This is a genomic window from Alkalilimnicola sp. S0819 (assembly GCF_009295635.1).
GTDB lineage: Bacteria > Pseudomonadota > Gammaproteobacteria > Nitrococcales > WHIW01 > S0819.
The window spans coordinates 99,386-119,494 of record NZ_WHIW01000006.1 but is presented as its reverse complement, the minus strand read 5'-3'; the positions used below and the strand labels follow the sequence as shown (position 1 = coordinate 119,494).

Sequence of the window (20,109 nt, the reverse complement as noted above, 5' to 3'; positions counted from 1 at the left end):
CCTAGAGCGTCGCACTCAGGCGAAACCAGGTCTCTCCGCTTTCCCGTTCCATGTAGCCGGGGTGGGAGACGGGACGGGCATGAAAAACATCCAGGGTGACCGGGCCCAGGCCGATGCCCAGGCCGACCGCGGCGCCGGTGAGGCTGCCTTCCGGCACGCCGTCGACCCGGTTGCGGACCTGGCCGGTGTCCAGTGCCAGATAAGGCCGCAGATAACCGGCCGGGCCATTGGGGATGGCGTAGGGCCGGGTATGGGACAACTCGTTGCGCAGATAGAAGCCGTCATCGCCGGACAGGCTGTTGGCGGTGAAGCCACGCACCGAATAGATGCCGCCGATGGAGATCTGCTCCGAGCCGTAGAGCACGTCATCGGACTTCTGGCCGACCAGCGAGGAGCTCCAGCTGAAGTTCTGGCCGCCCAGGCTGAAGGGCCGTGTGTAGGCGAAGCCGTATCGGAACTTGCTGAACTGCGCCCTTGGCGCCCAGTCGGGCAGATTCTCGGCGTCCTTCAGCGGGCTGAAGCTGCTCAGGCCGTGGGAGAACCCCAGTTGCAGCGAGAACAGCCCACCGGCGACGGGGCGGCTGAAGTCCGCGTCCAGGTCCAGGATGCTCAAGCGGCGGCTGCTGACCTCCAGCAGGATGTCTTCCAGATAGTTCTTCGATTCCTTCACCGTGAGGCCGGCGCGCAGGCGCAGCAGGTTGCGCCCGTCCCGATAGACCACCCGGTCCGAACCCAGGGTGACGGCGCCGGAGTTGCCGTGGCTGTGCAGCGGCACGCCGCTGGGGGCGAGGAAGGTGGAGGCGTACTCGGAGTGGCTGAGGCTCAGGTTGTAGGTGGAATAACCGTAGGGCAGCACATAGGAGAGGCTGGTGGAGTGCGAGGCGGTCTCGCCCGATTCATAGGGGGCGGCCCGGCGGTGGGTCAGGCTGATGAAATCATTGAAGCCCAGCGGGTTGTCCACCATTACGGTGAGGCCCGCCTGCTTGCGCCCGGTGCTCTCGGAGCCGTGATTGTCATAGCTCGCCAGCACGCGCCAGGCCCGGCTCGGGGCATTGTTCAGCACCACCACGCTGTCCCCCGGCGCCTCGCCGGGGCGGATGTCGAAGCTGGCGTTATTGGAGGCCAGACGGTTGATCTGGTCCAGGGTCTGTTCCAGGTCGCGCAGGTTCAGCGGCTCACCCACCATGCCCGGCGCGACATTGCCCAGGGATATGGAGCCCTGCTCGCCGTCCTCCACCTGCAGGCCCTGCACCCGCCCTTCGATCACCTGCACCCGCAGTACGCCGGTGGACAGATCCTGTTGCGGCAGATAGACCCGGGCGCCCACGTAGCCCTGCTCGATATAGGCCAGGGTGAACTCGGAGAGCAGTTTCTCGATCTCGGTCACGCCCAGGCAGCGCCCGGCGTAGCGCGCGGTGATCTGTGCCACGGTGGGCGCTTCCAGCAGGGTGACGCCCTCCACCTGCAAGGAGGCAATGTCCCGACAGGGCCCCTCTCGCGGGGTGACCGGCTCCGGTTCAGGGGCCTTCAGCCGGGTGGGTGGCTGGGCGGATTGCAGGTCCTGTCGGCGTTGCTCCTGTTGCCGGATGCGCAGATCCCGTTGTGCCGCCTCGGCCTCTCGGGCGGCGGCGTCCAGGTCCGCCTGGCTGGGCGTTTGCGCGGCAGCGCCGGCCCAGGGCAAGGCCAGCAGCAGCGTGAGCGCCAGCGCCTTGCGCCGGGTGCGGGTGGCGGAGAATCTTGGGGCCCCGTTGTCGGGGGAGCCGGTCGTGTACATGGCGGAATTCTTCTAATGTGAACTACTTCACAAGGAGACTAGCCATGTCCGACGGCGCAAGGTTTCCAATTATTGCAGCGGCTCAATCGAGCTGAATCTCGAACAGCAGCCGATAGCCGACCCCCCGCTCGGCGCGCAGGAAGGGGGCCGGCAGGCCGTGGGCTTCCAGGCGGGCGCGCAGGCGGGTGACCAGCACGGCCAGCTGGCGCCGGCCGTACTCGTCCAGCGGCTTGCCCAGAGCCTCCAATAGTTGCCAGGTTTCCAGCAGCCCCTCGGGGGCGAGCGCCAGCGCCCGCAGCAGGGTCGTCTCCGCCTTGCGCAGGCTGAGGGGGCCTTCGGTGGTATGCAGCACGGCCGCCGGCACATCCAGCCGGGGGGTGTCGGGGTGGGTCCGCGCGGCGACGAGGCGTCGCGCCAGGGCGCGCAGGGCGGCCAGCAGCTCCTCGGGCGTGATGGGCTTGGGCAGGTAGAGGTCGGCACCGCTGTCGTAGCCCGCCAGGCGATCGCTGACCGCGTTGCGTACCGTCAGGATGATGATGCCGATGCCGGGTTGGATGCGGCGCAACCGAGCGGCCAGGGAGAGGCCGTCCTCGCCGGGCAGGTTCAAGTCCAGGATGGCGATGTCGGTGCGCTGTGGCTGAGACTCGCTCAATTCCTCGGCGCTGGCGATAGCGGCCACCGCAAAGCCCTGTTCGCTCAGCACTTCGCTCAGGGTCTCACGCAGCGCGTCGTTGTCTTCGACGATCAGGATGCGGCATAGGGCAGCCATAGCTCGAATACCACCTCCGTTTGTTCGGGCTGATACACCAGGCTGCCGCGCAGTTGCTCGGCCAGTGCCTGGGCGATGGCGAGCCCCAGCCCCGAGCCGCTCTTGCCCTGGGCGCCGGGTGCCCGATAGTAGCGCTTAAAGATGCGGTCGGGGTCGGGGCGGCCGCGCAGGGGAGTCGGGTTGGCAATGCTCAGCGCCAGGCCCTCGCGTCCGTCCTCGCTGCGGGCCGTGTACCGGATGCTCAGCCGCGCCTGGGGCGGGGCGTACTTGCAGGCGTTGTCGATCAGGTTGCCCAGCAGCACGCCCACCATGGCCTGGTCCGATTCCACCGTGGTCGACAGGCCCGGAGGCAGCCACACATCGGTGCGCGCCTGGGCGCCCCGGTGCGCCAGGCTGGCGGCGGTGATGGCGGCCAGATCGCAGGGTGCGAGCCGCTGTTGAGTGGCCTGATTATCCAGCCGGTTGGCGTAGTCGCAGCGCTCGACGATGTCGTTGATGGCCTGGGCGGCGCGCAGGGCGTGTTGCTGCATCCGTTCCGAGGCCGAGCGGACACCCAGCCGCAGTTGGATCACCGACAGGGGGGATTTGATCTCGTGGGACAGCATGTCGATCAGTGAGCTCTGGCGTTGCCGGGCGCGGTACTCGGTTTCCAGTTCCATGCGCGTCCGCTGGCCCTGCTCCTCCGCCTGGTCCCGCTCTTCCTGCAGACGGCGCAGGCGTTCGAACAGGCTGAAGTTGAAGGCGCCCAGGGCGGCGAGGCCGCCGATCTGCAGGCCGTAGAGCTGCCACGGGCCGTTGGGCAACAGGCCCTGTACCGACAGCAGCGGGATCAGGTAGGAGGTCAGGGTGGTGATGTAGGCCAGGGTGAGAAAGCCACTGCCGGCACGGCGCCATCGCAGTGCGCTGCGGACGATGCCGATCAGGGGGAAGCTCAGGGTGATCAAGGTCAGGACGCGGGCCGCTTCCGTGAAATAGCCCGCCGGCCAGGCCAGCAGGCAGAGTACGGCAAAGCCTATGATGCCGATGAAGTAGGCATTGAGCAGCGGTGTCGAGCGATCGACGCCCAGCATGCGGCGGTGAAAATGCGCCGCCACGGCGATGATGATCATGAGCATGGCGCTGACCATGTGATCGCCCACCGCCGGGTGCCGAGGGGCCAGGTACTGTGCCACCAGGCCGTTGAGCGAGACCATGAAAAGCAGGGTCGCCAGCAGGTAGTACAGGAAGGCCCGGTGGTCCGGGTCGTGCCGCCAGTGGCCGTGCCAGAGGTTGAACAGCAGCATCACCAGCAGCGCGCCGTAGTACAGGCCCAGCAGCAGGTACTCGGTGCTGATCTGCGCGGCATAGGCATCCGGCACGAAGGCCCGGGGGAAGGCCAGCGAGGTGCTGGTGGTCTGTACGCGCAGGTAAACGGTCTGTGGCGCGGCCTTTGCGAAGTGGACGCGGAAGGTGTAGGCCCGATGGGGGATCGCCCGCTGGGCGTAGGGGTAGTGATCGCCGGTCTGGTGCCGGGTGTAGCCACCGACTCCGTCGGGGATGTAGAGGCGCAGATCGTCGAGGTAGGGAGGTTGGATTTCCAGCAGAAGCTCCCCGCCCGGCGGCGGCGCGAGACGAATCCGCAGCCAGTGCACGCGTCGGGTGTAGCCCGCGGAGAGGCCGGCGGGCGAGGGCTGGAAATCGCCGGCCCGTGCCGGGTCGCTGACGCTGTGAATGGTTTCAGTACCCTCCTTGTCGACCAGCACGGCGGTGCTGTCCAGAAACCAGGAGTCGCCCGTGGCGGTGCCGGCCAGGGCCGCCGGATTGCCCAGCAGCAAAAAAAGGATGAACAACCAGCGTTGGGGCATGGTGATACCGTTTCGCCTCGATGCCGCCGCCGGCCGGTCAGCCGTGCTTCAGCCGTGGATAGACCTTGCCTTCCTGGGCCGCGGCGCGCTCCATGCACTCTGCCAGCTGGCTCAGCGCCGGTGCGCGCTTCTGGCGCACATAGCGCGCGCCCAGCAGGGCGAACTCGCGCCAGACATCGCCGGCTTCGGTCATCTCGTCGGCGGCCTTGGCCAGATTCTCCCGCTGCAGCAGCTCGGCGGCTTCCTGCAGGAAGGCGGCGTACATGAAGCGAAACCCCCCGCCCCCGGTGCCGATCTCTTCCTGCATGCGGATGATGCTGCCCACCAGCTGGCGGCTGTATTCGGCCTTCTCGGGCTGGCCCTCCAGCTTGCGCAGGGTCCGCGCCAGCCGGTGGATGGTGCCCAGCCCCACCCAGGGCAGGGGGGTGCGGTTCATCACGTTGTAGGTGCGCTTCAAGGCCTTGGGGATGGCCTTGGCCGGGTCCCAGCGCGCGGGCACCTCGGTGGGGTAGTAGATCAGCCCCTTGGGCGCGAAGGGGCCCAGGGAAAAGCGCGCCTTCTCCAGGCCCTCCGGGTCGCAGCGCTGGATGTCCTCGAACACCGGGTCGCTGACCAGGTAGTCATCGCCGTCACGGCCGATGGCGACGATGTTGTGGGCATTGAAGTGAAAGCGCATGTCCGGCGGGAAGTAGGGCAGCCAGTAGACATTGGTGCGCAGGGCCACCGGGCGGCCGGCGGCGAGATGCGCATCCAGCGCGGCTTTCGCCGCGGCCCGGTCCTTGAAGCGCTCCTCGGCGATCTTCACCCCGGTCTGCTTCGCCACGCCCTTGATCACCGCGCCGGGGAACATGCGATAGGCGGTCATGGGAATGCCGCCCCAGCGCATGAAGGGAAAGTGCGCGAACACCAGCGCGGAGGACAGGCCCAGCGCCATGGGTTCGCTGAGGTGCAGGCCCTGGTGGCTGAGCAGATTGGCGGTCACGCCGCTCTCGCAGTGGCCGGCGTGGCGGTGGGGGAAATCGATCTGCATCAGGCGAGGGGCTCCTGGGGGATGGTTTTCAGCGCCGAGATGCTCAGGTCCAGGGCCTGGGCGTAGCGGGCGAGTTTCTTGGCGTTGAGCCGCTGGAAGGGCCCGGGTTTGAGGTGCCGGCGCACCTGCCAGCCGAACAGCCCCGTGCTCTGGGCGAGCACGGTGGCGTCCATGCGGCGGTTGTACATGTGGAACGCCAGCGGCGAGGCCTTGCCTTCCAGCACCCGCTGGCGGGCCGCCTCGGCCTGCTGGCGGAACAGGTCCACCGCCATGGTGGTGACCGTCTCCTCCACCGCCCAGCCCCGGCTTGGCACGGTGGTGAACCGACCGGACTCGTCCTGGGCGTAGACTGCCTTGCGCACGCCTCCCAGGGTGGCATTGCCTTCCTGGGGGACGTCCTCGCGCTTCATCGCACCACCGCCGTGAGCTTCATGAACACGCTGGTAAAGCGCCCGCTCTCGGGCACGTAGCAGAGGATGCCGTCGCCATCGCGGATGCGCCCGCTGTGGAAGAGCTCGTCGAGCATCATGTACATGGACGCCGCGCCCACATTGCCCACCCGCTCCAGGTTGGTGAACCAGCGCGCCTCGGGGATCTCGAAGTCGATGGCCACCAGGGCGTCGTAGACCTTCTGGCGGAAGTAGTGCGAGGAGTAGTGGGGCAGGAACCAGTCCACCTCATCCACGCGCAGCGGGTGTTTCTTGAGCATGTCCGCCAGGCCCCGGGAGACGGTCACCGGCATGACATTGGGGTTGAGCAGGCGCACGTCCTGCTTCACCGCGAAGATGGATTCATCCAGCCAGGCCTGGGGCGCGAGTTCGCGCCAGCCGGTGAGCCGGCCGTCTTCTTCCTTGCGGGCACCGGCGTACATGCAGGCGTCCAGCTCGTTGGCGTAGGAGAGCTGCTCGATCCAGTCGATGCGCAGGGAAAGCCCCTGGGCGTTGGGTTCCGGGCGCAGTTCCGCCGCACCGGCCCCGTCGGAGAGCATCCAGCGCAGGAAGTCCTTCTCGAAGGCGATCTCGGGGTGGCGCTCCATCGCGGCGAGACGCTTGTCGGACTCGGCCTGGAAGTTCTTGCCCTGCATGAAGGTGGAGACCACCTCGGAGCCGGCGGCCACGGCCTGTTGGCTGAAGCCGCCGCTCACCGCCATGTGGGCGTATTTCAAGGCGAGCGCGCTGGAGGCGCACACGCCCGAGGGGCTGACCACCTCGCAGGGCGGGTTGCCCAGCGCGCCGTGCACCATCACGCCGTGGCTGGGCAGGATCTGGTCCGGGGTGCTGGTGCCGGCGGCGAGCAGGTCCACGCCATTCAGGTCCGCGCCCTGCTCGGCGAGCTTGCGCACCGCCTCGGCGGTGAGCTCGGCATTGCTGTAGCGCGGCTTGCCCGTGGCCGGGTCGATCACGTAATGGCGGGTCTGGATGCCGTTGCTGCGCAGCACCACCTTGCGTGCTCGGGAGGGTTTGCCGCCCACCAGCCCCAGCACCGATTCCATGGTGTCGTTGTCGATGGGCTCGCCGGGCAGGAAGGCGCTGATGCGGGTGATGTAGCTCATCGGTACTCGTCCATTCGGGCGGTGTCGGCGCCCGAGGGTTGCTCGAAATAGGCCCGCGCCGCCGCGATGCGTTCGCGCTGGAAGGGGCGCAGCAGGGTGCGGATGGTCACGGTGATGGGCACCACTGTAAGCACGATGGCGAACATGAAGGCGATGTAGGCGCGCAGAATGGGGCGTCGGCGCGGGTCGTCGGGCGCGCCGCGGCGGCGCACCCACCGCCCCCAGGTCATGTAGCTGCGCAGGATGATGCGCTCGCCGTCGATCAGCCGCTCATCCACGGGGGCGGCCTTCAGGCCCGTGAGCACCGGCGCCTCGCCGGTGAGCCGGTTCGCGCGCAGGGCATCGCGCAGCGCATGGCCGAAGCGGGCGGCGGCGGTGATGTCTTCCTCGGCGATACCGGCTTTCGGGAAGATGCCCCAGAAGGCATTGCGCCGCCCGGTCCACAGCCAGCGGGGCGTGGTCACCAAGGTCTGCAGGCTGTTGCCACGGTCCACCAGGGCGATGTGGTCGCTGTGCTTCGCGCCCACCTCATTCAAGCGCGCCTTGACCTTCTCCTGGGCCTGCAGCCACATGTTGCGACAGGCGGTGAGCGTCACCACGGGCGTGTCCTTCATCACCCGCGCGGCTTCTTCGGATTGCAGGAAGCCGGTGATGGGCAGGGAGGGGGAGAGGAACCACACCGAGTAGGCGATGATGATCAGATCATAGCGGGTGGCCGGGTCGAAGCCGAAGGGCCGCATCGCCGGCGGGTCCTGGTAGACGCACTCGGGGAAGACGTTGACGAAGTCGTACATGCCCCAGGGGAAGGGGTAGTCCTTCACCGGGCGCAGGTCCTCGTAATGGACCTCGATGTCTTCCGCGGCTTCCAGCGGCCCGGTCACCGAGCGCATGACGCTGTCCAGCTGCCCGGTCTGGGAATAATGAACGACGAGAATTTTCTTCATGTTTGGTGTTGCCAGCCACCGAAGTGGCTAATCCCCCACAGATAATGAGCCCATTGTAACGGGGAGGGTACAGCGGGGGAACGGGCGTGGCGCACGGAAGTGTGACCATGAGCCGCTCCTACAGGGGGGCAGGCCCCTCGCCGCTGGCTTGTGGCGCCCACCGGCGCTACGTAAACTGGGCCGGCACATCGTTAAAGGAATAACAACGGCATAAGGAGATGCCCATGAGTGCGACCGCACACGATCTTATCCCTTCCCTTCGGCCCAAAGATGCCATCTTGCGTGATGCCGCGCTGGCACGTTTTGATGTGGCGCGTGTGTACGCCGCGATCGATGCCGATCCCGCCTTGGTGGGCGCCGGTGTCGTCTACCTCGATGAGCGGCTGAACGCCATTGAACTTCGGCCTTTCCGCCCCTTGTGTCGGTCCGCCCCGATCAAGATAGTTTTGCGGGCGGTGCCGGAGCAGCGCAGCCTAGAGAACTTCGCGCGACAACTCCAAGTGGACCAGAGTGATTCCCGCCTGGTTGGCGAGGCGGTCGCCGCCGGGGTCAGTTGCGCCGGTGCCATACTTGGCTGGATCGGGGTGGTAGGTGCTGCAACGGTAATCCCACTGACCGGTGGCGCGAGTACTGCTGCAATAGTTCTTACGGTAGGCGCGGCAGTCGCCACCACAGCTCAATGCGTGAACGGAGTTGTCCGCACTACAATGGAGTATCAGGAGCTGCCGTATCTCCGATACCTAGACAGTCAGTCTTGGTATGTCACCACGTCAGCCGCGTTGGACATCGTTTCTTTGGCGGGGGTGGCGTCGACTGCTTCGTCGACCATCCGTGCTGTTTTGACATTGCGCCGTACGACCGGCAAAAACATCCCCGAGATACTACGAGGCCTGAACCGGCAAGAACGAGCCCGTTTGACACGAGAACTGCAGAGCCTGAAGAACCCCAGGGTTTCAGAGAAAGTTCTGAAGGACATGCGCAGTGCGGGCATTTTGCCCAAGCGATACACCAATACCGAGATCCGTAAGGCGACGTGGCATCAACTACGGGATGTGTTGGGAGCGTCGCTCGGTTTCAGTGGGAGCGCGCATTCAGGCTTAATAAACGGCATTGCTGTGGGTCTCTATGAGGGGGCTGCTCGATGACCCCCTTGCAGTTTTGGCGCCGCTGGATGCTGCGCTACTTTCCCATCTTCATTTTTGCCTTTTTCTCGGTGCTGCTTGCCCTGGTTGGTGCCTCGTTCACCGTAGCTTTCGTCTATTTTCCCGGTGCCTCTTACCAGCAGACGGCCGCGCCGCTGGTATTCACCTGCCTGGGTGGCTCCGTGGTCCTCTCGCTGGTGGCGGTCGCCGTGTGTCGTGGCTATGAGTGCGCCCGTCAGGCCATGATGGTTTTCGCTGCGTGCTGTCTGGTGCTGGCCTTGCCCTCACTGGGATTGGAGGGTCCGCGGTCGTTGAAACTACACGCAATAGGCGCGCCTGTGCTGGCGCTCTGGGCGCTCAGCTCGCGGCGCTACCGGGATATGCTCGATTACTTCCGGTTCGTGCGGGAGACATTCCCGCTGCGGCGTTGATTCCTCCCCGCCCCACCTATAAGAGCGGCTCCTACAGGTGGGGCGGTCGGCATGGCAGAATGAGCGCTTCGCACACCGACACAGCGCAGACACGCCACCCATGACGAACAAAGCCCCCCTGATCCTGGTCGACGGCAGCTCGTATCTCTACCGCGCCTTCCACGCCATGCCGCCCCTGTCCAACTCCCGCAACGAGCCCACCGGGGCGATCTACGGCGTGCTCAACATGCTGCGCAAGCTGCTCGCCGAGTACCGGCCCAGCCACATCGGCGTGGTCTTCGACGCCCCGGGCAAGACCTTCCGCGATGAGCTGTTCGACCAGTACAAGGCCCACCGCCCGCCCATGCCCGACGACCTGCGCGCCCAGATCGAGCCGCTGAAAGAACTGGTGGCCGCGCTCGGCATGCCCCTGCTGGTGGTCCCCGGCGTGGAGGCCGACGATGTCATCGGCACGCTCGCCTGCCAGGCGCGGGATGCGGGCATGGACGTGGTGATCTCCACCGGCGACAAGGACATGGCCCAGCTGGTGGACGAGCGCATCACCCTGCTCAACACCATGAGCAACACCAAGCTCGACATCCCCGGCGTGCGCGAGAAATTCGGTGTGGGCCCCGAGTGCATCATTGACTACCTGGCACTGGTCGGCGACAGCTCCGACAACATCCCGGGCGTCCCCAAGGTCGGCCCCAAAACGGCCGCCAAGTGGCTCAACGAATACGGCAGCCTGGATGCGATCATCGAGCAGGCCGAGGCCATCAAGGGCAAGGTGGGCGAGAGCCTGCGCGAGAACCTGGAGCAGCTCGCACTCTCCCGCAAGCTCGCCACCATCCAGCTCGACTGCGAGCTGGAGCTGACCCACGCCGATCTCACCCTGAAAGAGCGGGACAATGCGCGCCTGGCCGAGCTCTACCAGCGCTGCGAATTCCTCACCTGGCTGCGCCAGTTGAAAGAGCAGCAGGACGAGGCCGGCGAGCCCGAGCCCGCCATCGACGAGGTGGGCGAGACGGACTACAGCACCATCACCACCGAGGACGCGTTCGAGGCCTGGGTGGCGCGCCTGGCTGAGGCCGAGCTCTTCGCCTTCGACACCGAGACCGACAGCCTGGACTACATGCAGGCCAACCTGGTGGGTGTGTCCTTTGCCATCGAGCCGGGCGAGGCCGCCTACGTGCCCTTCGGGCACCGTTACATGGGCGCGCCGGATCAGCTCGCGCAGGATTACGTGCTGGGCAAGCTCAAGCCCATCCTGGAAGACCCCAAGCGCGGGAAAGTCGGGCAGAACCTCAAATACGACATGAGCGTGCTCGCCCGCCACGGCATCGCACTTCGCGGCGTGCGCCACGACACCATGCTCGAATCCTATGTGCTGGATTCCACCGCTACCCGCCACGACATGGATTCGCTGGCGCTCAAATACCTGGGCGCCAAGACCACCAAGTTCGAAGACATCGCCGGCAAGGGCGCCAAGCAGGTGAGCTTCGACCAGGTGGGGCTGGACGAGGCCGGGCCGTACGCCGCCGAGGACGCCGACATCACCCTGCGCCTGCACCGCACCCTGCACCCGCGCCTGGAGGCCATCGCCCCCCTGCAGCGGGTCTATGACGAGATCGAAATACCGCTGATCGCCGTGCTCTCGCGCATGGAGCGCAACGGCGTGCGCATCGACGGCAAGCTGCTGCAGGTGCAGAGCAAGGAGCTGGCCGAGAAGATGGCCGAGATCGAGAAGCAGGCCCATGAAGAGGCCGGCGGCCCCTTCAACCTTGCCTCACCCAAGCAGATCCAGGAGATCCTGTTCGAGAAACAGGGTCTGCCCGTGGTCGCCAAGACCCCCAAGGGCCAGCCCAGCACCGCCGAGAACGTGCTCGCGGAGCTGGCCGAAACCTACCCGCTGCCCCGGCTGATCCTGGAGCACCGGGCCATGAGCAAGCTCAAATCCACCTACACCGACAAGCTGCCGCAGCTGCGCGACGAGCAGGGGCGGGTGCACACCAGCTACCAGCAGGCCGTGGCCGCCACCGGGCGCTTGAGCTCCACCGAGCCCAATCTGCAGAACATCCCCGTGCGCACCCCGGAAGGCCGGCGCATCCGCAAGGCCTTCATACCGGCGGAGGGCTGCAAACTGCTGGCCGCGGACTATTCGCAAGTGGAGCTGCGGATCATGGCGCATCTGTCCGAGGACCCAGGGCTGCTGGCGGCCTTTCAGGAAGACCAGGACATCCATCGGGCCACCGCGGGGGAGGTCTTCGGCAAGAAGCCGGAGGAGGTGAGCGACAACGAGCGTCGGCATGCCAAGGCGATCAACTTCGGGCTGATCTACGGGATGAGTGCCTTTGGGTTGGCGAAGCAGTTGGGGGTGGAGCGGGGCACCGCGCAGCAGTACATCGACCGCTACTTCGAGCGCTACCCCGGGGTGCGGGAGTTCATGGATCGCACGCGCAAGCAGGCCCATGAAGATGAGTACGTGGAGACGGTGTTCGGGCGGCGGCTGTATCTGCCGGAGATCAATTCACGCAATGGCCAGCGGCGACAGTATGCAGAGCGCACCGCGATCAACGCGCCCATGCAGGGGACGGCGGCGGACATCATCAAGCGGGCGATGATTCGGCTGCATGATTGGCTGGAGGCGGAGCATGCGGATGTGCGGATGGTGATGCAGGTGCATGATGAACTTGTACTGGAAGTCCCCGAGGGGAAGGTCGAAGTCATCACCGGGAAGGTGAAGGAGTTTATGGCGGGAGCGGCGGAGTTGAAGGTGCCGTTGGTCGTCGACGTGGGGGTGGGGGAGAATTGGGAGGAGGCGCATTAGGCGAGCGTACCCTGCTCGAACACTTCATCCGCTGCGCCGTGGGCTCCAGTTTGGAGCGGTCTACTTGGCGGGGGAGCTTAATCTGCTCGCCATCGCCTCCTGGCCCATGCGTATGGCGAAATCCACGGGGCGATCGCCGTCGCGTGTTTCGGCGTTCCTGTCCGCGCCGGCGGCCAGTAACCGCTCGGCCAGGGTCAGGCAGTCGGTAACGGCGACCATGTGCAGCGGTGTGAGGCCGGAAACCGACGAGCGATAGTTCACATCGGCACCCTTCGCGAGCAGGACGCCCACTCGCGCCTGGTCGCAATACGCCACGGCATCGAACAGCGCCGTGGTGTCATCCGTGCCGGGAAAATCCGGGTCGGCGTGCTGTACGATCAGCTCAAAGAAGCGGGGGTCGGAGGCCAGCAGACTGAGAACGAGATAGGGGATGCGTCCGCCATCTTCCCGGCGCAATTCGTTCTTGTTCGCCGCCGCGAGATACAGCGGCTCGAAGCGCGCATAGTCTTCCTCGAACAAGGCCTCGCGAAGCGCCGCCTTCTCGGGGGCGGATGCGCAGCCCAACGCGAATAACGCCACGGTCGCGGTCAGCAGTATCTTTCTTGGTAGCGCGTTCATTTCCCTGTCCGTCCCCGCTGCCGCAACTTGTAGACGATGATCATTTGGTGTGCTCGGGCCGGGTTGCGCCCCAAATCAACGCGAAGAGTAGTCATTTCATCAAAATCTACTGCCGCCGTTTCATACAGTTTGTCGATCTCGATTCGCAGCTTCATCAGCGCGATGCCTTTCCACACATTGGGGTCCAGCACATTAAATCCGGCACCGAGAAAATAGTTTCCCAAGGGCAGGGCCCGCCCGGCATCGTGAGCGATGACGCGGAGCACTATGTCAGGCGACCACTTGGCGATTTCCTTGGCGAGGGATTCCGGGTCAGCGCTGGCAGCCTTCATCGAGTTGTAGGCTGCAATGGCATCGCCGGTCAGAGAGACAGCACGGGCGGGGTTCATCAAGACACTCCTTTGTCTTGTTTTTATACTGGCCACAGAAATTAGAAGAAGATGAGCAGTGCGTCAACTTTCATGCGCACTTGGCCAAAGCGAGCGATCAGTGTCTCCTCAAGCCACCAGCCGGAGCCACTTCCGAAGCAACTTCGCTGGCAGTAGCTCCTCAAGCTCCCAAACGATGCTCATCGGCCGACTTCCTTCGTGCCGGGCATAGCGCACCGGTCCGGCGTAGGTATAAGGCTGCGCAAGCCCATTGCGCTTCTTGTCTTCCCGTACGAACAGTAAAATCCGGTGGCCGTCGGCATTCTCGATGTAGCGCCGCCCGGTAGGTGACGTGTCGCTGGTTGTGCTCTGCGATTGCCAGTGGAACAGCCGGTTGCTGATGGCGTAGTCCTCGTAGAGGGTACTCGGTGAGTAGTCGCGTTCACTTTTGTTGAGGGTGACGAACAGCAGGTCTGCGTTTAAGTGCGGGCAATAACGCACGCCTTCGCGGAGCTCGGCACGCCGCTCCCAGGTCGATTCGCCAACCGCGGCTAGTACCTCGTCGCGGGTGTAGCTGGCATGGAGGACGAGCGGCAGATCCTGCGTCCGCTCCGGCTGCCGGACACGCCGGTTCTCTGGAATGGCTACCCGCCAGGAAAGCAGCTCCTTCAGTTCGCTTTCGAGCGCCGGGTTGTGCTGTAGCCATTCCCGTACCTCCGCTGACGTTTCCGCTTTCAGCGTGTTGCCGGTGAGTGCGGTGCACAGGCCGAAAACCAACGCGGCATGTTCTGAATCGTCGCCGGTGGTCAGCCACTGCTGCCAAGCATCCAGCCGTAAACGGTCGTCCACATGCAGGATGCGCCGCAGCCCTTTGGTTAAAGCTTTCTCGTCGGGTGCGGTGAAGTCTTCTCTCACCCCAGCGTGGACGCACAAGCGTGCCCAGGAGTCCCGCCGGTAGACGTCGTCCGCCTCCAACCCCTGTACCCGAAGGAATTCCGGCAAGGACGGCGACCGACCAGTGTCCGCGCGGAACCGGGCGATGTCCTGCACCAAGTGGCTACGGTTGCGCAGCACCGATTGGCGAACGTTCGCCAGCACGCGCTCTTTAGCGACACGCTCCAACTCGATGCTGCAACCCGCGGGCAGGTGGGGAAAGCCCGCTTCGATTTCCTTCTCCACACTCTGCTGCGGGTTGCTGAGCAGCGCCCGGAAGCGCCGGTCAAAACGGAAGTTTCGGTGCACTTGGCCGACGAAGTCCAGCACGGTCAGGTAGTCCTTATCCTCGGTTAGGCGCAGGCCGCGACCGAGCTGTTGAAGGAATACGGTCAGGCTCTCGGTGGGGCGCAGGAACAGAACGGCGTCGACCTCGGGGATATCCACGCCCTCGTTGTAGAGGTCGACGGTGAAAATGAAGTTGATCTCGCGGCGCTGGAGACGTTGTCGCGCGCCATTGCGTTCCTCGGCGGGCGAGTCTGCGGATAGTGCCATGGACGGAAGCCCGGCCTTGTTGAAGCAACGGGCCATGAAACGGGCATGAGCGACACTGACGCAAAAGCCCAAGCCTCGGGCCTGGTGCGGGTTCATCAGCCGCTGGTGCACCTGTTTGATGACCAGTGCGGCGCGCACTTCATTGCCGGTGAGCAGGTTATCGAGCTCTTTGGTGCGGTAGCCGCCTCGCTCCCAGGTCAGTTGGCTGTAGTCCTCCGAGTCGCTGACGCCGAAATAGTGGAAGGGCACCAGAAGTCGGCGTGTGATGGCATCGGGTAAACGAATCTCGGCACTGGTGCGGTTGTCGAAGTAACGCAGAATATCCTCGCCATCGCCGCGTTCGGGTGTGGCGGTGAGACCCAGCAGGATCTGCGGTCGCAGCGTGTCGAGCAGGCCCTGATAGCTCTCCGCGGCCGAGCGGTGGGTTTCGTCGATCACCACGTAGTCGAAGGCATCCGCTGCCCAAGCTTCCCACGGCCGCCGACGATGCAGCGTCTGAATCGAGGCAAACAGGTGCTCCGCTTGCGCGGGTTCGTTCTGCCCGTCGAACAGATCGCCGAAATTCTGGTCGCGCAACACGGCCCGGAAACTCGCTAAGGCCTGCTGCAGGATCTCACGTCGATGGGCGACGAACAGCAGCCGCGGGTATTGGCCGCCGTTGGCGCTCACCTGTCGGCGGTAATCGAAGGCGGCAATCAGGGTCTTGCCGGTGCCCGTTGCGGCGACCACCAGTTGGCGATGCGGACCCGGCTCGGCGCGCTCGGCGGCGAGTTGGTCCAGGATTTCTTCCTGGAAGGGGTAGGGCCGCAGATCGAAGGCCGGTTGCCAGTGAGTGTCGTTTGGTCGTGAGCTGCCTTGCTCGCGGCGCAGCGCCTGGATCAGGCGCTGGTGTTCGGTCTCGTCGTAGTGCTCGAACTCGGGGTCGTTCCAGTAGGTCTGAAAGGTGGCGGCCACCTTGCGCCACATGGCGGGGCTGGCGTACTCGCTGACCTTTACCGTCCACTCCAGCCCTTCGGTGAGTGCCGGGCGCGAGAGGTTGGCTGAGCCGATGTAGGCCGAGCCAAAGCCGGTGTCGCGCTCGAACAGGTAGGCCTTGGCGTGTAGGCGTGTGCGCTGTACGTCGTAGGAGACCCGCACTTCGGCGCCGGGTAGCTCGGCGAGCAGCTTTACGGCCGGGGCGTCAGTGGCGCCCATGTAGCTGGTGGTGATGACGCGCAGTTGGGTGTCTGGTCGACGGCAGAAGGTCTGCAGCTCTTCGAGCAGTAGCTGGATGCCGCTCCATTTTACGAAGGAGCAGAGGATGTCGATGCGATCGGCGGCGAGGATCTCCTTTTTGAGTTGGGAGAGGAGGCTGGGGTCCAGCCGGGTGCCGGTGAGGAGGCCGGATTCGGTTAGGGGAATGTCCGGGCGTTTGAAACCGGGCGCCTCTTCTCCGACTGACATGAGCTGGCGCACGGGCTCAGCCAATTGGGACTTTTCTACTTCAAAGCCCGGATCGGCATCTGCCAAAAGCGCTATGAGCTGGTTGCAAAGCGCCAGCTGATCATTCAGGCGGCTTTTGCTTGGTTGTCTGGCGAGGACGGCCTCGATAAGGCGCGTGAGGTGCGCCGCGAGTATCTGGTGGCTTTCCGCCGGGTCGAGATCACGCTCACTGGCTTGGGCGGACAACTCCTCCAGCGCGCGGCGCAATTCGGCGTCGACGACTTGTTCGTAGAGTCCCGCTTTCAAGATGTTTCTTTTGCGCCCTTAAGCGTCCGTCGCTGCGCCGATTTCAGCCATCTCTGCTTCTTCCGCGGCATCCTTGTGGCGTTGGATTCTGGGGGGCGGAGGCGCCCAAGCCTGGAGGTGTTGGCCGACCTGTTCATAAAAATGCGGTACGGCCTGCTCAAGTTGTTCGATGAAAACCTTGTTGCCGGCGAACCTGCCGGCCAGATCGACGAGATAGAAAATCTCGAAGCCTGTCGCCACGACCGCGGAGTTCGGGGAGTCCAGTGCTGCGCCGTTCTCCAGCACCTCGGCCAACGGTGCTTGAGTATCACCCGCGCGTCCGGGTCGCGTGGCTTTCACGTACAGGCTTTGGGGGTTGGCCTTGGAGAGCTGCCGAGCCAGCCAATTTGCCCGTGCCTTGGTGCTCTTCCTGTCGCCAGGGGCGGCGAGCTTCATCGAGCAGGTTATGGTCCGCTTGGTCAGGTCTGCTACCACCTCCAAATCCGCCGCTGCGTTGGGCACATCCAGGGCGAATTCGAGCACCTTGTCCTTCGCAAGCTTCCCGGCATCGTCCTTAATCCGCAGCAATGGATCGCTGCGGTGAACACGGCTGAGTTTTAACGTGGCATTCTCGCCGATTTGGCGCGATATCAGCAGGCACACGTCCCGTTGCTCCTGGTGCCAGCAGCTAACGGTGTTCTGCACTTCGTCCGTGGTTTTGGCGAGAGGGGCGCCGCTTTGGACCTTGCTCACCACGTCTTTCCATTCCCGGTTCATCCGGTCGAACTTGCTGACGCCGGCGGAATCGTGCTCGAAGTAGCGGAGGATTTCACGAAGGATGAACACTTGGTCTTCGTCAGCCACGGCATCCCGATCCAGCAGGAGTGTGGCCTGGGTGACGATGGACATCCATGACCAGTGATACAACTCGACGCCCTTGGTGGCGTTCTTTGGGAGCGACACTGGGTGATGGCTTGGCAGCGCCGAGAATTGGTTGCTTATGGTGATGACGGCATCGATGTTGTGTTGCTTCGCTTGCTGTACGTAACGAGCGATTTGCTCAGCATCCAATTCGGCGTTGCCGATTTTTGCTTCAATGAGCGCCCGCCACACTTTCTTGCCGGTGTGCAGCACCAGCAGCCCATCTGGCCTGTCGTTTTTCTTCGGCTTGTCGCCTTTTGCGAAAGTCACTTCGGTCCAGGTCTCGAGGCGCGCACGGCTGCCAACGCGGACGCCGATGGAACGCAGCAGCGCTTGCCGCAGCTCGAACACCGAGCGCATGCCTGCCAGCAAGACGGAGGCGGAGCGCTGTTCGCGGCTGGTGTCGGCCACTACAGGGATTAGACGCGCGGGTTCGCCAGTGGCGAGATATTCGGGGAGATTGTTTTTCATTAGTTGGTACTGCACTTCATGCCCCCAGGGGGGGGGCGACTGTCTGACGGTATACCTGGCCTGGGTAGAGGATCAAGGATGCGTGAGGGCATGTATGCGCTCTGCTTGGCAGGGGTGCGCACGCGTGGTTACATGTGGCGCGATTCGGCATCAAGAAAGAACAATGATCCTAAAAGAAAAAAACCACATGCCCGTGGCACTAAATCAGCTGCAAGATTTGTTGGATTCTCCTGGTCTGGCGGACGGAACCCGCAAGGCCATACAGCGTGAAATGTATGCCATACGCCGCGGCGCGAAGGGGGAGCGCCAGTGCGCGTTCTATCTCGACGGTGCCATCAAGGATCACCCTAATCGGGTCCTGATTCATGACCTGCGCATCGAGCATGAGGGTCAAGTGGCCCAGATCGACCATCTCTTGATAAACCGTTTCATGGAGTTCTGGATTCTGGAGTCGAAGTCGTACCTCAACGGCTTCAGGATCTCGCCGCGCGGCGAGTTCGAGTATTGGTCCCAGAATCGCTATCACGCGATGCCATCTCCCATCGAGCAAGCCAAACGGCAGGCGCGCATCCTCGAGAAATTGATCCTGGATGAGGGGTTGGCGCCGCGAAGACTGGGTGTGGTTATGAAGCCCACGATCAAGACGGCGGTCTTGGTGGACCCGAAAACTCGTGTGATTCGGCCAGACCCGCAGTTGTTCGACACCGACTTGGTCATCAAGGCGGATGCGTTTCTTAGCGAGTACGAAAAGCAAAATGAACAGGCGAGCACGGTCGAGATTTTGGGCTCGCTGCCAAGGTGGGTGAAGAAAGACACGATTGTCGACATTGGCCGGAAGCTGCTTGCTTTCCACGTGCCGCTGGAAATCGACTATCGAGCCAAATTTGGTGTGGCGAAGCAGGAAGAGAGGCCGCCTGAGCCGAGTAACGACGTTGTCTCAACGAAAGTGGAGGCGCCTGCTGATACACCGGAGAGCGCGCCCCTATGTCCGTGTTGTGGCAAGCCGATGGTCTTGCGCACATCAAAACGCGGGCAAAACCAAGGGGGCCAGTTCTGGGGCTGCCCCGGCTACCCCAAGTGCCGAGGCATTGTCGCGATTGAAGTGGCTGCGCCTACCCAAGAAACTGTTCCAATCGCTACTGCGCAGGGCGGTGTGGCAGAACCCCAGCCTGTTGAAAGCGCCGTGGGGGCACCAGCTTGTCCTAAATGTGGTGTAACGATGGTGCTGCGGACTTCCACACGAGGAAGCCAGAAGGGGAGTCGGTTCTGGGGCTGTCCGGGGTTCCCTAAGTGCCGCGGAGTGGTGGCGATCCAGTGAAGACGGGCAAGGCAGCACAAGCCAGTAAAGGAGCACGGCAGGGCCTTGGATATTGAACCGAATCTAGATGCGCTGGAGCGGCTTGGCAGCCGCCGGCCGCGTTCAGTGTGGCCGGCTTGGCAATGGGTTCTCATCATTCCGAGCTGTCCCGGGTCGAGATTATCCACGAACTGCCTGAGCACGAGCGCCGCCGCACCGAGGACGGCCTCGAGCTTGCCGTGATCGGCCAGGACGTCAGCGAGCAGCTTGACGTCATTCCGGCCAAGATCCAGGTCATCCGCCATGTGCGGCTGAAATATGCCTGCAAGCAATGCGAAGAAGGCGTGGTGCAGGCGCCGATGCCGCCCCAGCCCCTGCCCAAGAGCAATGCGAGCCCCGCCCTGCTGGCCACCGTCGCCACGGCCAAGTACGCCGACGGTCTGCCGCTGTACCGCTAGGAGAAGATCTTTCTCCGCATGGGCGTGGCGCTCTCGCGCAACACGCTTGCGCGCTGGATGCTGGGAGCCGGCGAGCTGATCGAGCCGCTGATTGAGCAGTTCAGGGCGCAGTTGCGCGAGGCGCCCCTGATCCACATGGACGAGACCACCGTGCAGGTGAACACCGAGCCGGGGCGCCGCGCCTCGAGCCGTGCCGGGGCCGTGCCCCGGCGTCTGCTCGAAGGCTTTGGCGGTGTGCTGCTCACCGACGGCTATGAAGGCTACGCCCAGTCGGTGCGCGCGTACGATCTGACGCATGCTGGCTGCTGGGCCTATGCCCGACGCAAGTTTGTCGAGGCGCAGAAGCTCCCGCCCCAAGGGCAAAACCGGCGGCGAAGACCGAGGCTGACCTTGACCTTCACGCCTTGCTGCTCTGGCGTCAGGAGGAGAGTCTAGCGGTGCGATTCGCCGATCTGTAGATGGGGTTGCTGGAGCGTTTATGCGGATCAC

At 64.3% G+C, this 20,109-nt stretch carries 15 protein-coding genes and 1 pseudogene; 5 read left to right on the top strand and 11 right to left on the bottom strand.

Annotated elements, in window-relative coordinates; all coding sequences use genetic code 11:
* Position 1 precedes the first annotated feature (1 nt).
* The 7 genes from GBG68_RS07205 to GBG68_RS07175 all read right to left on the bottom strand — a co-directional run bounded on the left by GBG68_RS07205 (position 2) and on the right by GBG68_RS07175 (position 7,913).
* A complete protein-coding gene (locus GBG68_RS07205) occupies positions 2-1,774 on the bottom strand; it encodes a ShlB/FhaC/HecB family hemolysin secretion/activation protein (protein WP_152146265.1) in 1,773 nt (590 codons plus the stop codon).
* An 82-nt stretch (positions 1,775-1,856) separates the two neighbouring features.
* Complete coding sequence (locus GBG68_RS07200; RefSeq protein WP_152146264.1) at positions 1,857-2,543, bottom strand: response regulator transcription factor; 687 nt, start codon at positions 2,541-2,543, stop codon at positions 1,857-1,859.
* On the bottom strand, positions 2,519-4,387 hold the full coding sequence (locus tag GBG68_RS07195) for a sensor histidine kinase (protein ID WP_152146263.1): 1,869 nt from the start codon (positions 4,385-4,387) through the stop codon (positions 2,519-2,521). Before GBG68_RS07195 ends, GBG68_RS07200 begins: the two co-directional genes overlap by 25 nt.
* Before the next feature lie 37 nt (positions 4,388-4,424).
* The gene (locus GBG68_RS07190; protein WP_152146262.1) at positions 4,425-5,417 is read right to left on the bottom strand and encodes a BtrH N-terminal domain-containing protein; all 993 of its coding nucleotides are present in this window, start codon (positions 5,415-5,417) and stop codon (positions 4,425-4,427) included.
* Complete coding sequence (locus GBG68_RS07185; protein ID WP_152146261.1) at positions 5,417-5,827, bottom strand: hypothetical protein; 411 nt, start codon at positions 5,825-5,827, stop codon at positions 5,417-5,419. Before GBG68_RS07185 ends, GBG68_RS07190 begins: the two co-directional genes overlap by 1 nt.
* Positions 5,824-6,969, bottom strand: coding sequence for a beta-ketoacyl-ACP synthase III (locus GBG68_RS07180; protein ID WP_152146260.1), 1,146 nt, complete (start codon positions 6,967-6,969; stop codon positions 5,824-5,826). Before GBG68_RS07180 ends, GBG68_RS07185 begins: the two co-directional genes overlap by 4 nt.
* Complete coding sequence (locus GBG68_RS07175; protein ID WP_152146259.1) at positions 6,966-7,913, bottom strand: dialkylrecorsinol condensing enzyme; 948 nt, start codon at positions 7,911-7,913, stop codon at positions 6,966-6,968. The genes GBG68_RS07180 and GBG68_RS07175 overlap by 4 nt, the downstream gene beginning before the upstream one ends.
* 224 nt (positions 7,914-8,137) lie before the next feature.
* Here GBG68_RS07175 and GBG68_RS07170 point away from each other — a divergent pair, with 224 nt between their 5' ends.
* The 3 genes from GBG68_RS07170 to polA all read left to right on the top strand — a co-directional run bounded on the left by GBG68_RS07170 (position 8,138) and on the right by polA (position 12,292).
* The gene (locus tag GBG68_RS07170) at positions 8,138-9,058 is read left to right on the top strand and encodes an NAD synthetase (protein WP_152146258.1); all 921 of its coding nucleotides are present in this window, start codon (positions 8,138-8,140) and stop codon (positions 9,056-9,058) included.
* Positions 9,055-9,486 (top strand): hypothetical protein, encoded by a 432-nt coding sequence (locus GBG68_RS07165; protein ID WP_152146257.1) that lies wholly within the window; start codon positions 9,055-9,057, stop codon positions 9,484-9,486. The genes GBG68_RS07170 and GBG68_RS07165 overlap by 4 nt, the downstream gene beginning before the upstream one ends.
* A 100-nt stretch (positions 9,487-9,586) precedes the next feature.
* A complete protein-coding gene (polA, locus tag GBG68_RS07160; protein ID WP_152146256.1) occupies positions 9,587-12,292 on the top strand; it encodes a DNA polymerase I in 2,706 nt (901 codons plus the stop codon).
* A 60-nt stretch (positions 12,293-12,352) separates the two neighbouring features.
* Here polA and GBG68_RS07155 read toward each other — a convergent pair whose 3' ends face one another.
* The 4 genes from GBG68_RS07155 to GBG68_RS07140 form a co-directional block, all read right to left on the bottom strand.
* The gene (locus tag GBG68_RS07155) at positions 12,353-12,910 is read right to left on the bottom strand and encodes an ankyrin repeat domain-containing protein (RefSeq protein WP_152146255.1); all 558 of its coding nucleotides are present in this window, start codon (positions 12,908-12,910) and stop codon (positions 12,353-12,355) included.
* Positions 12,907-13,299, bottom strand: coding sequence for a hypothetical protein (locus tag GBG68_RS07150; protein ID WP_152146254.1), 393 nt, complete (start codon positions 13,297-13,299; stop codon positions 12,907-12,909). Before GBG68_RS07150 ends, GBG68_RS07155 begins: the two co-directional genes overlap by 4 nt.
* A 108-nt stretch (positions 13,300-13,407) precedes the next feature.
* Positions 13,408-16,494, bottom strand: a complete 3,087-nt coding sequence (locus tag GBG68_RS07145) for a DUF3427 domain-containing protein (protein WP_152765584.1) — start codon at positions 16,492-16,494, stop codon at positions 13,408-13,410.
* 18 nt (positions 16,495-16,512) lie between these two features.
* On the bottom strand, positions 16,513-17,865 hold the full coding sequence (locus GBG68_RS07140) for a hypothetical protein (RefSeq protein WP_193222255.1): 1,353 nt from the start codon (positions 17,863-17,865) through the stop codon (positions 16,513-16,515).
* Positions 17,866-18,028: 163 nt separating this feature from the next.
* On the opposite strand from GBG68_RS07140, the gene GBG68_RS07135 reads away from it, so the two are divergent.
* Both GBG68_RS07135 and tnpC read left to right on the top strand, forming a co-directional pair.
* The gene (locus tag GBG68_RS07135) at positions 18,029-19,183 is read left to right on the top strand and encodes a nuclease-related domain-containing protein (RefSeq protein ID WP_193222254.1); all 1,155 of its coding nucleotides are present in this window, start codon (positions 18,029-18,031) and stop codon (positions 19,181-19,183) included.
* 137 nt (positions 19,184-19,320) lie between these two features.
* A pseudogene (gene tnpC / locus GBG68_RS14365) lies at positions 19,321-19,999 on the top strand (IS66 family transposase); the annotation flags it as partial.
* Between the last annotated feature and the right edge of the window lie 110 nt (positions 20,000-20,109).

Excerpts from the sequence above, each read along its gene's own strand:
- GBG68_RS07170 (WP_152146258.1), top strand. The coding sequence starts at position 8,138 with ATGAGTGCGACCGCACACGATCTTATCCCTTCCCTTCGGCCCAAAGAT.
- GBG68_RS07135 (WP_193222254.1), top strand. The coding sequence starts at position 18,029 with ATGATCCTAAAAGAAAAAAACCACATGCCCGTGGCACTAAATCAGCTG.
- GBG68_RS07140 (WP_193222255.1), bottom strand. The coding sequence starts at position 17,865 with ATGAAAAACAATCTCCCCGAATATCTCGCCACTGGCGAACCCGCGCGT.
- GBG68_RS07180 (WP_152146260.1), bottom strand. The coding sequence starts at position 6,969 with ATGAGCTACATCACCCGCATCAGCGCCTTCCTGCCCGGCGAGCCCATC.
- GBG68_RS07175 (WP_152146259.1), bottom strand. The coding sequence starts at position 7,913 with ATGAAGAAAATTCTCGTCGTTCATTATTCCCAGACCGGGCAGCTGGAC.
- polA (WP_152146256.1), top strand. The coding sequence starts at position 9,587 with ATGACGAACAAAGCCCCCCTGATCCTGGTCGACGGCAGCTCGTATCTC.
- GBG68_RS07205 (WP_152146265.1), bottom strand. The coding sequence starts at position 1,774 with ATGTACACGACCGGCTCCCCCGACAACGGGGCCCCAAGATTCTCCGCC.
- GBG68_RS07150 (WP_152146254.1), bottom strand. The coding sequence starts at position 13,299 with ATGAACCCCGCCCGTGCTGTCTCTCTGACCGGCGATGCCATTGCAGCC.
- GBG68_RS07200 (WP_152146264.1), bottom strand. The coding sequence starts at position 2,543 with ATGGCTGCCCTATGCCGCATCCTGATCGTCGAAGACAACGACGCGCTG.
- GBG68_RS07195 (WP_152146263.1), bottom strand. The coding sequence starts at position 4,387 with ATGCCCCAACGCTGGTTGTTCATCCTTTTTTTGCTGCTGGGCAATCCG.
- GBG68_RS07165 (WP_152146257.1), top strand. The coding sequence starts at position 9,055 with ATGACCCCCTTGCAGTTTTGGCGCCGCTGGATGCTGCGCTACTTTCCC.
- GBG68_RS07190 (WP_152146262.1), bottom strand. The coding sequence starts at position 5,417 with ATGCAGATCGATTTCCCCCACCGCCACGCCGGCCACTGCGAGAGCGGC.
- GBG68_RS07155 (WP_152146255.1), bottom strand. The coding sequence starts at position 12,910 with ATGAACGCGCTACCAAGAAAGATACTGCTGACCGCGACCGTGGCGTTA.
- GBG68_RS07185 (WP_152146261.1), bottom strand. The coding sequence starts at position 5,827 with ATGAAGCGCGAGGACGTCCCCCAGGAAGGCAATGCCACCCTGGGAGGC.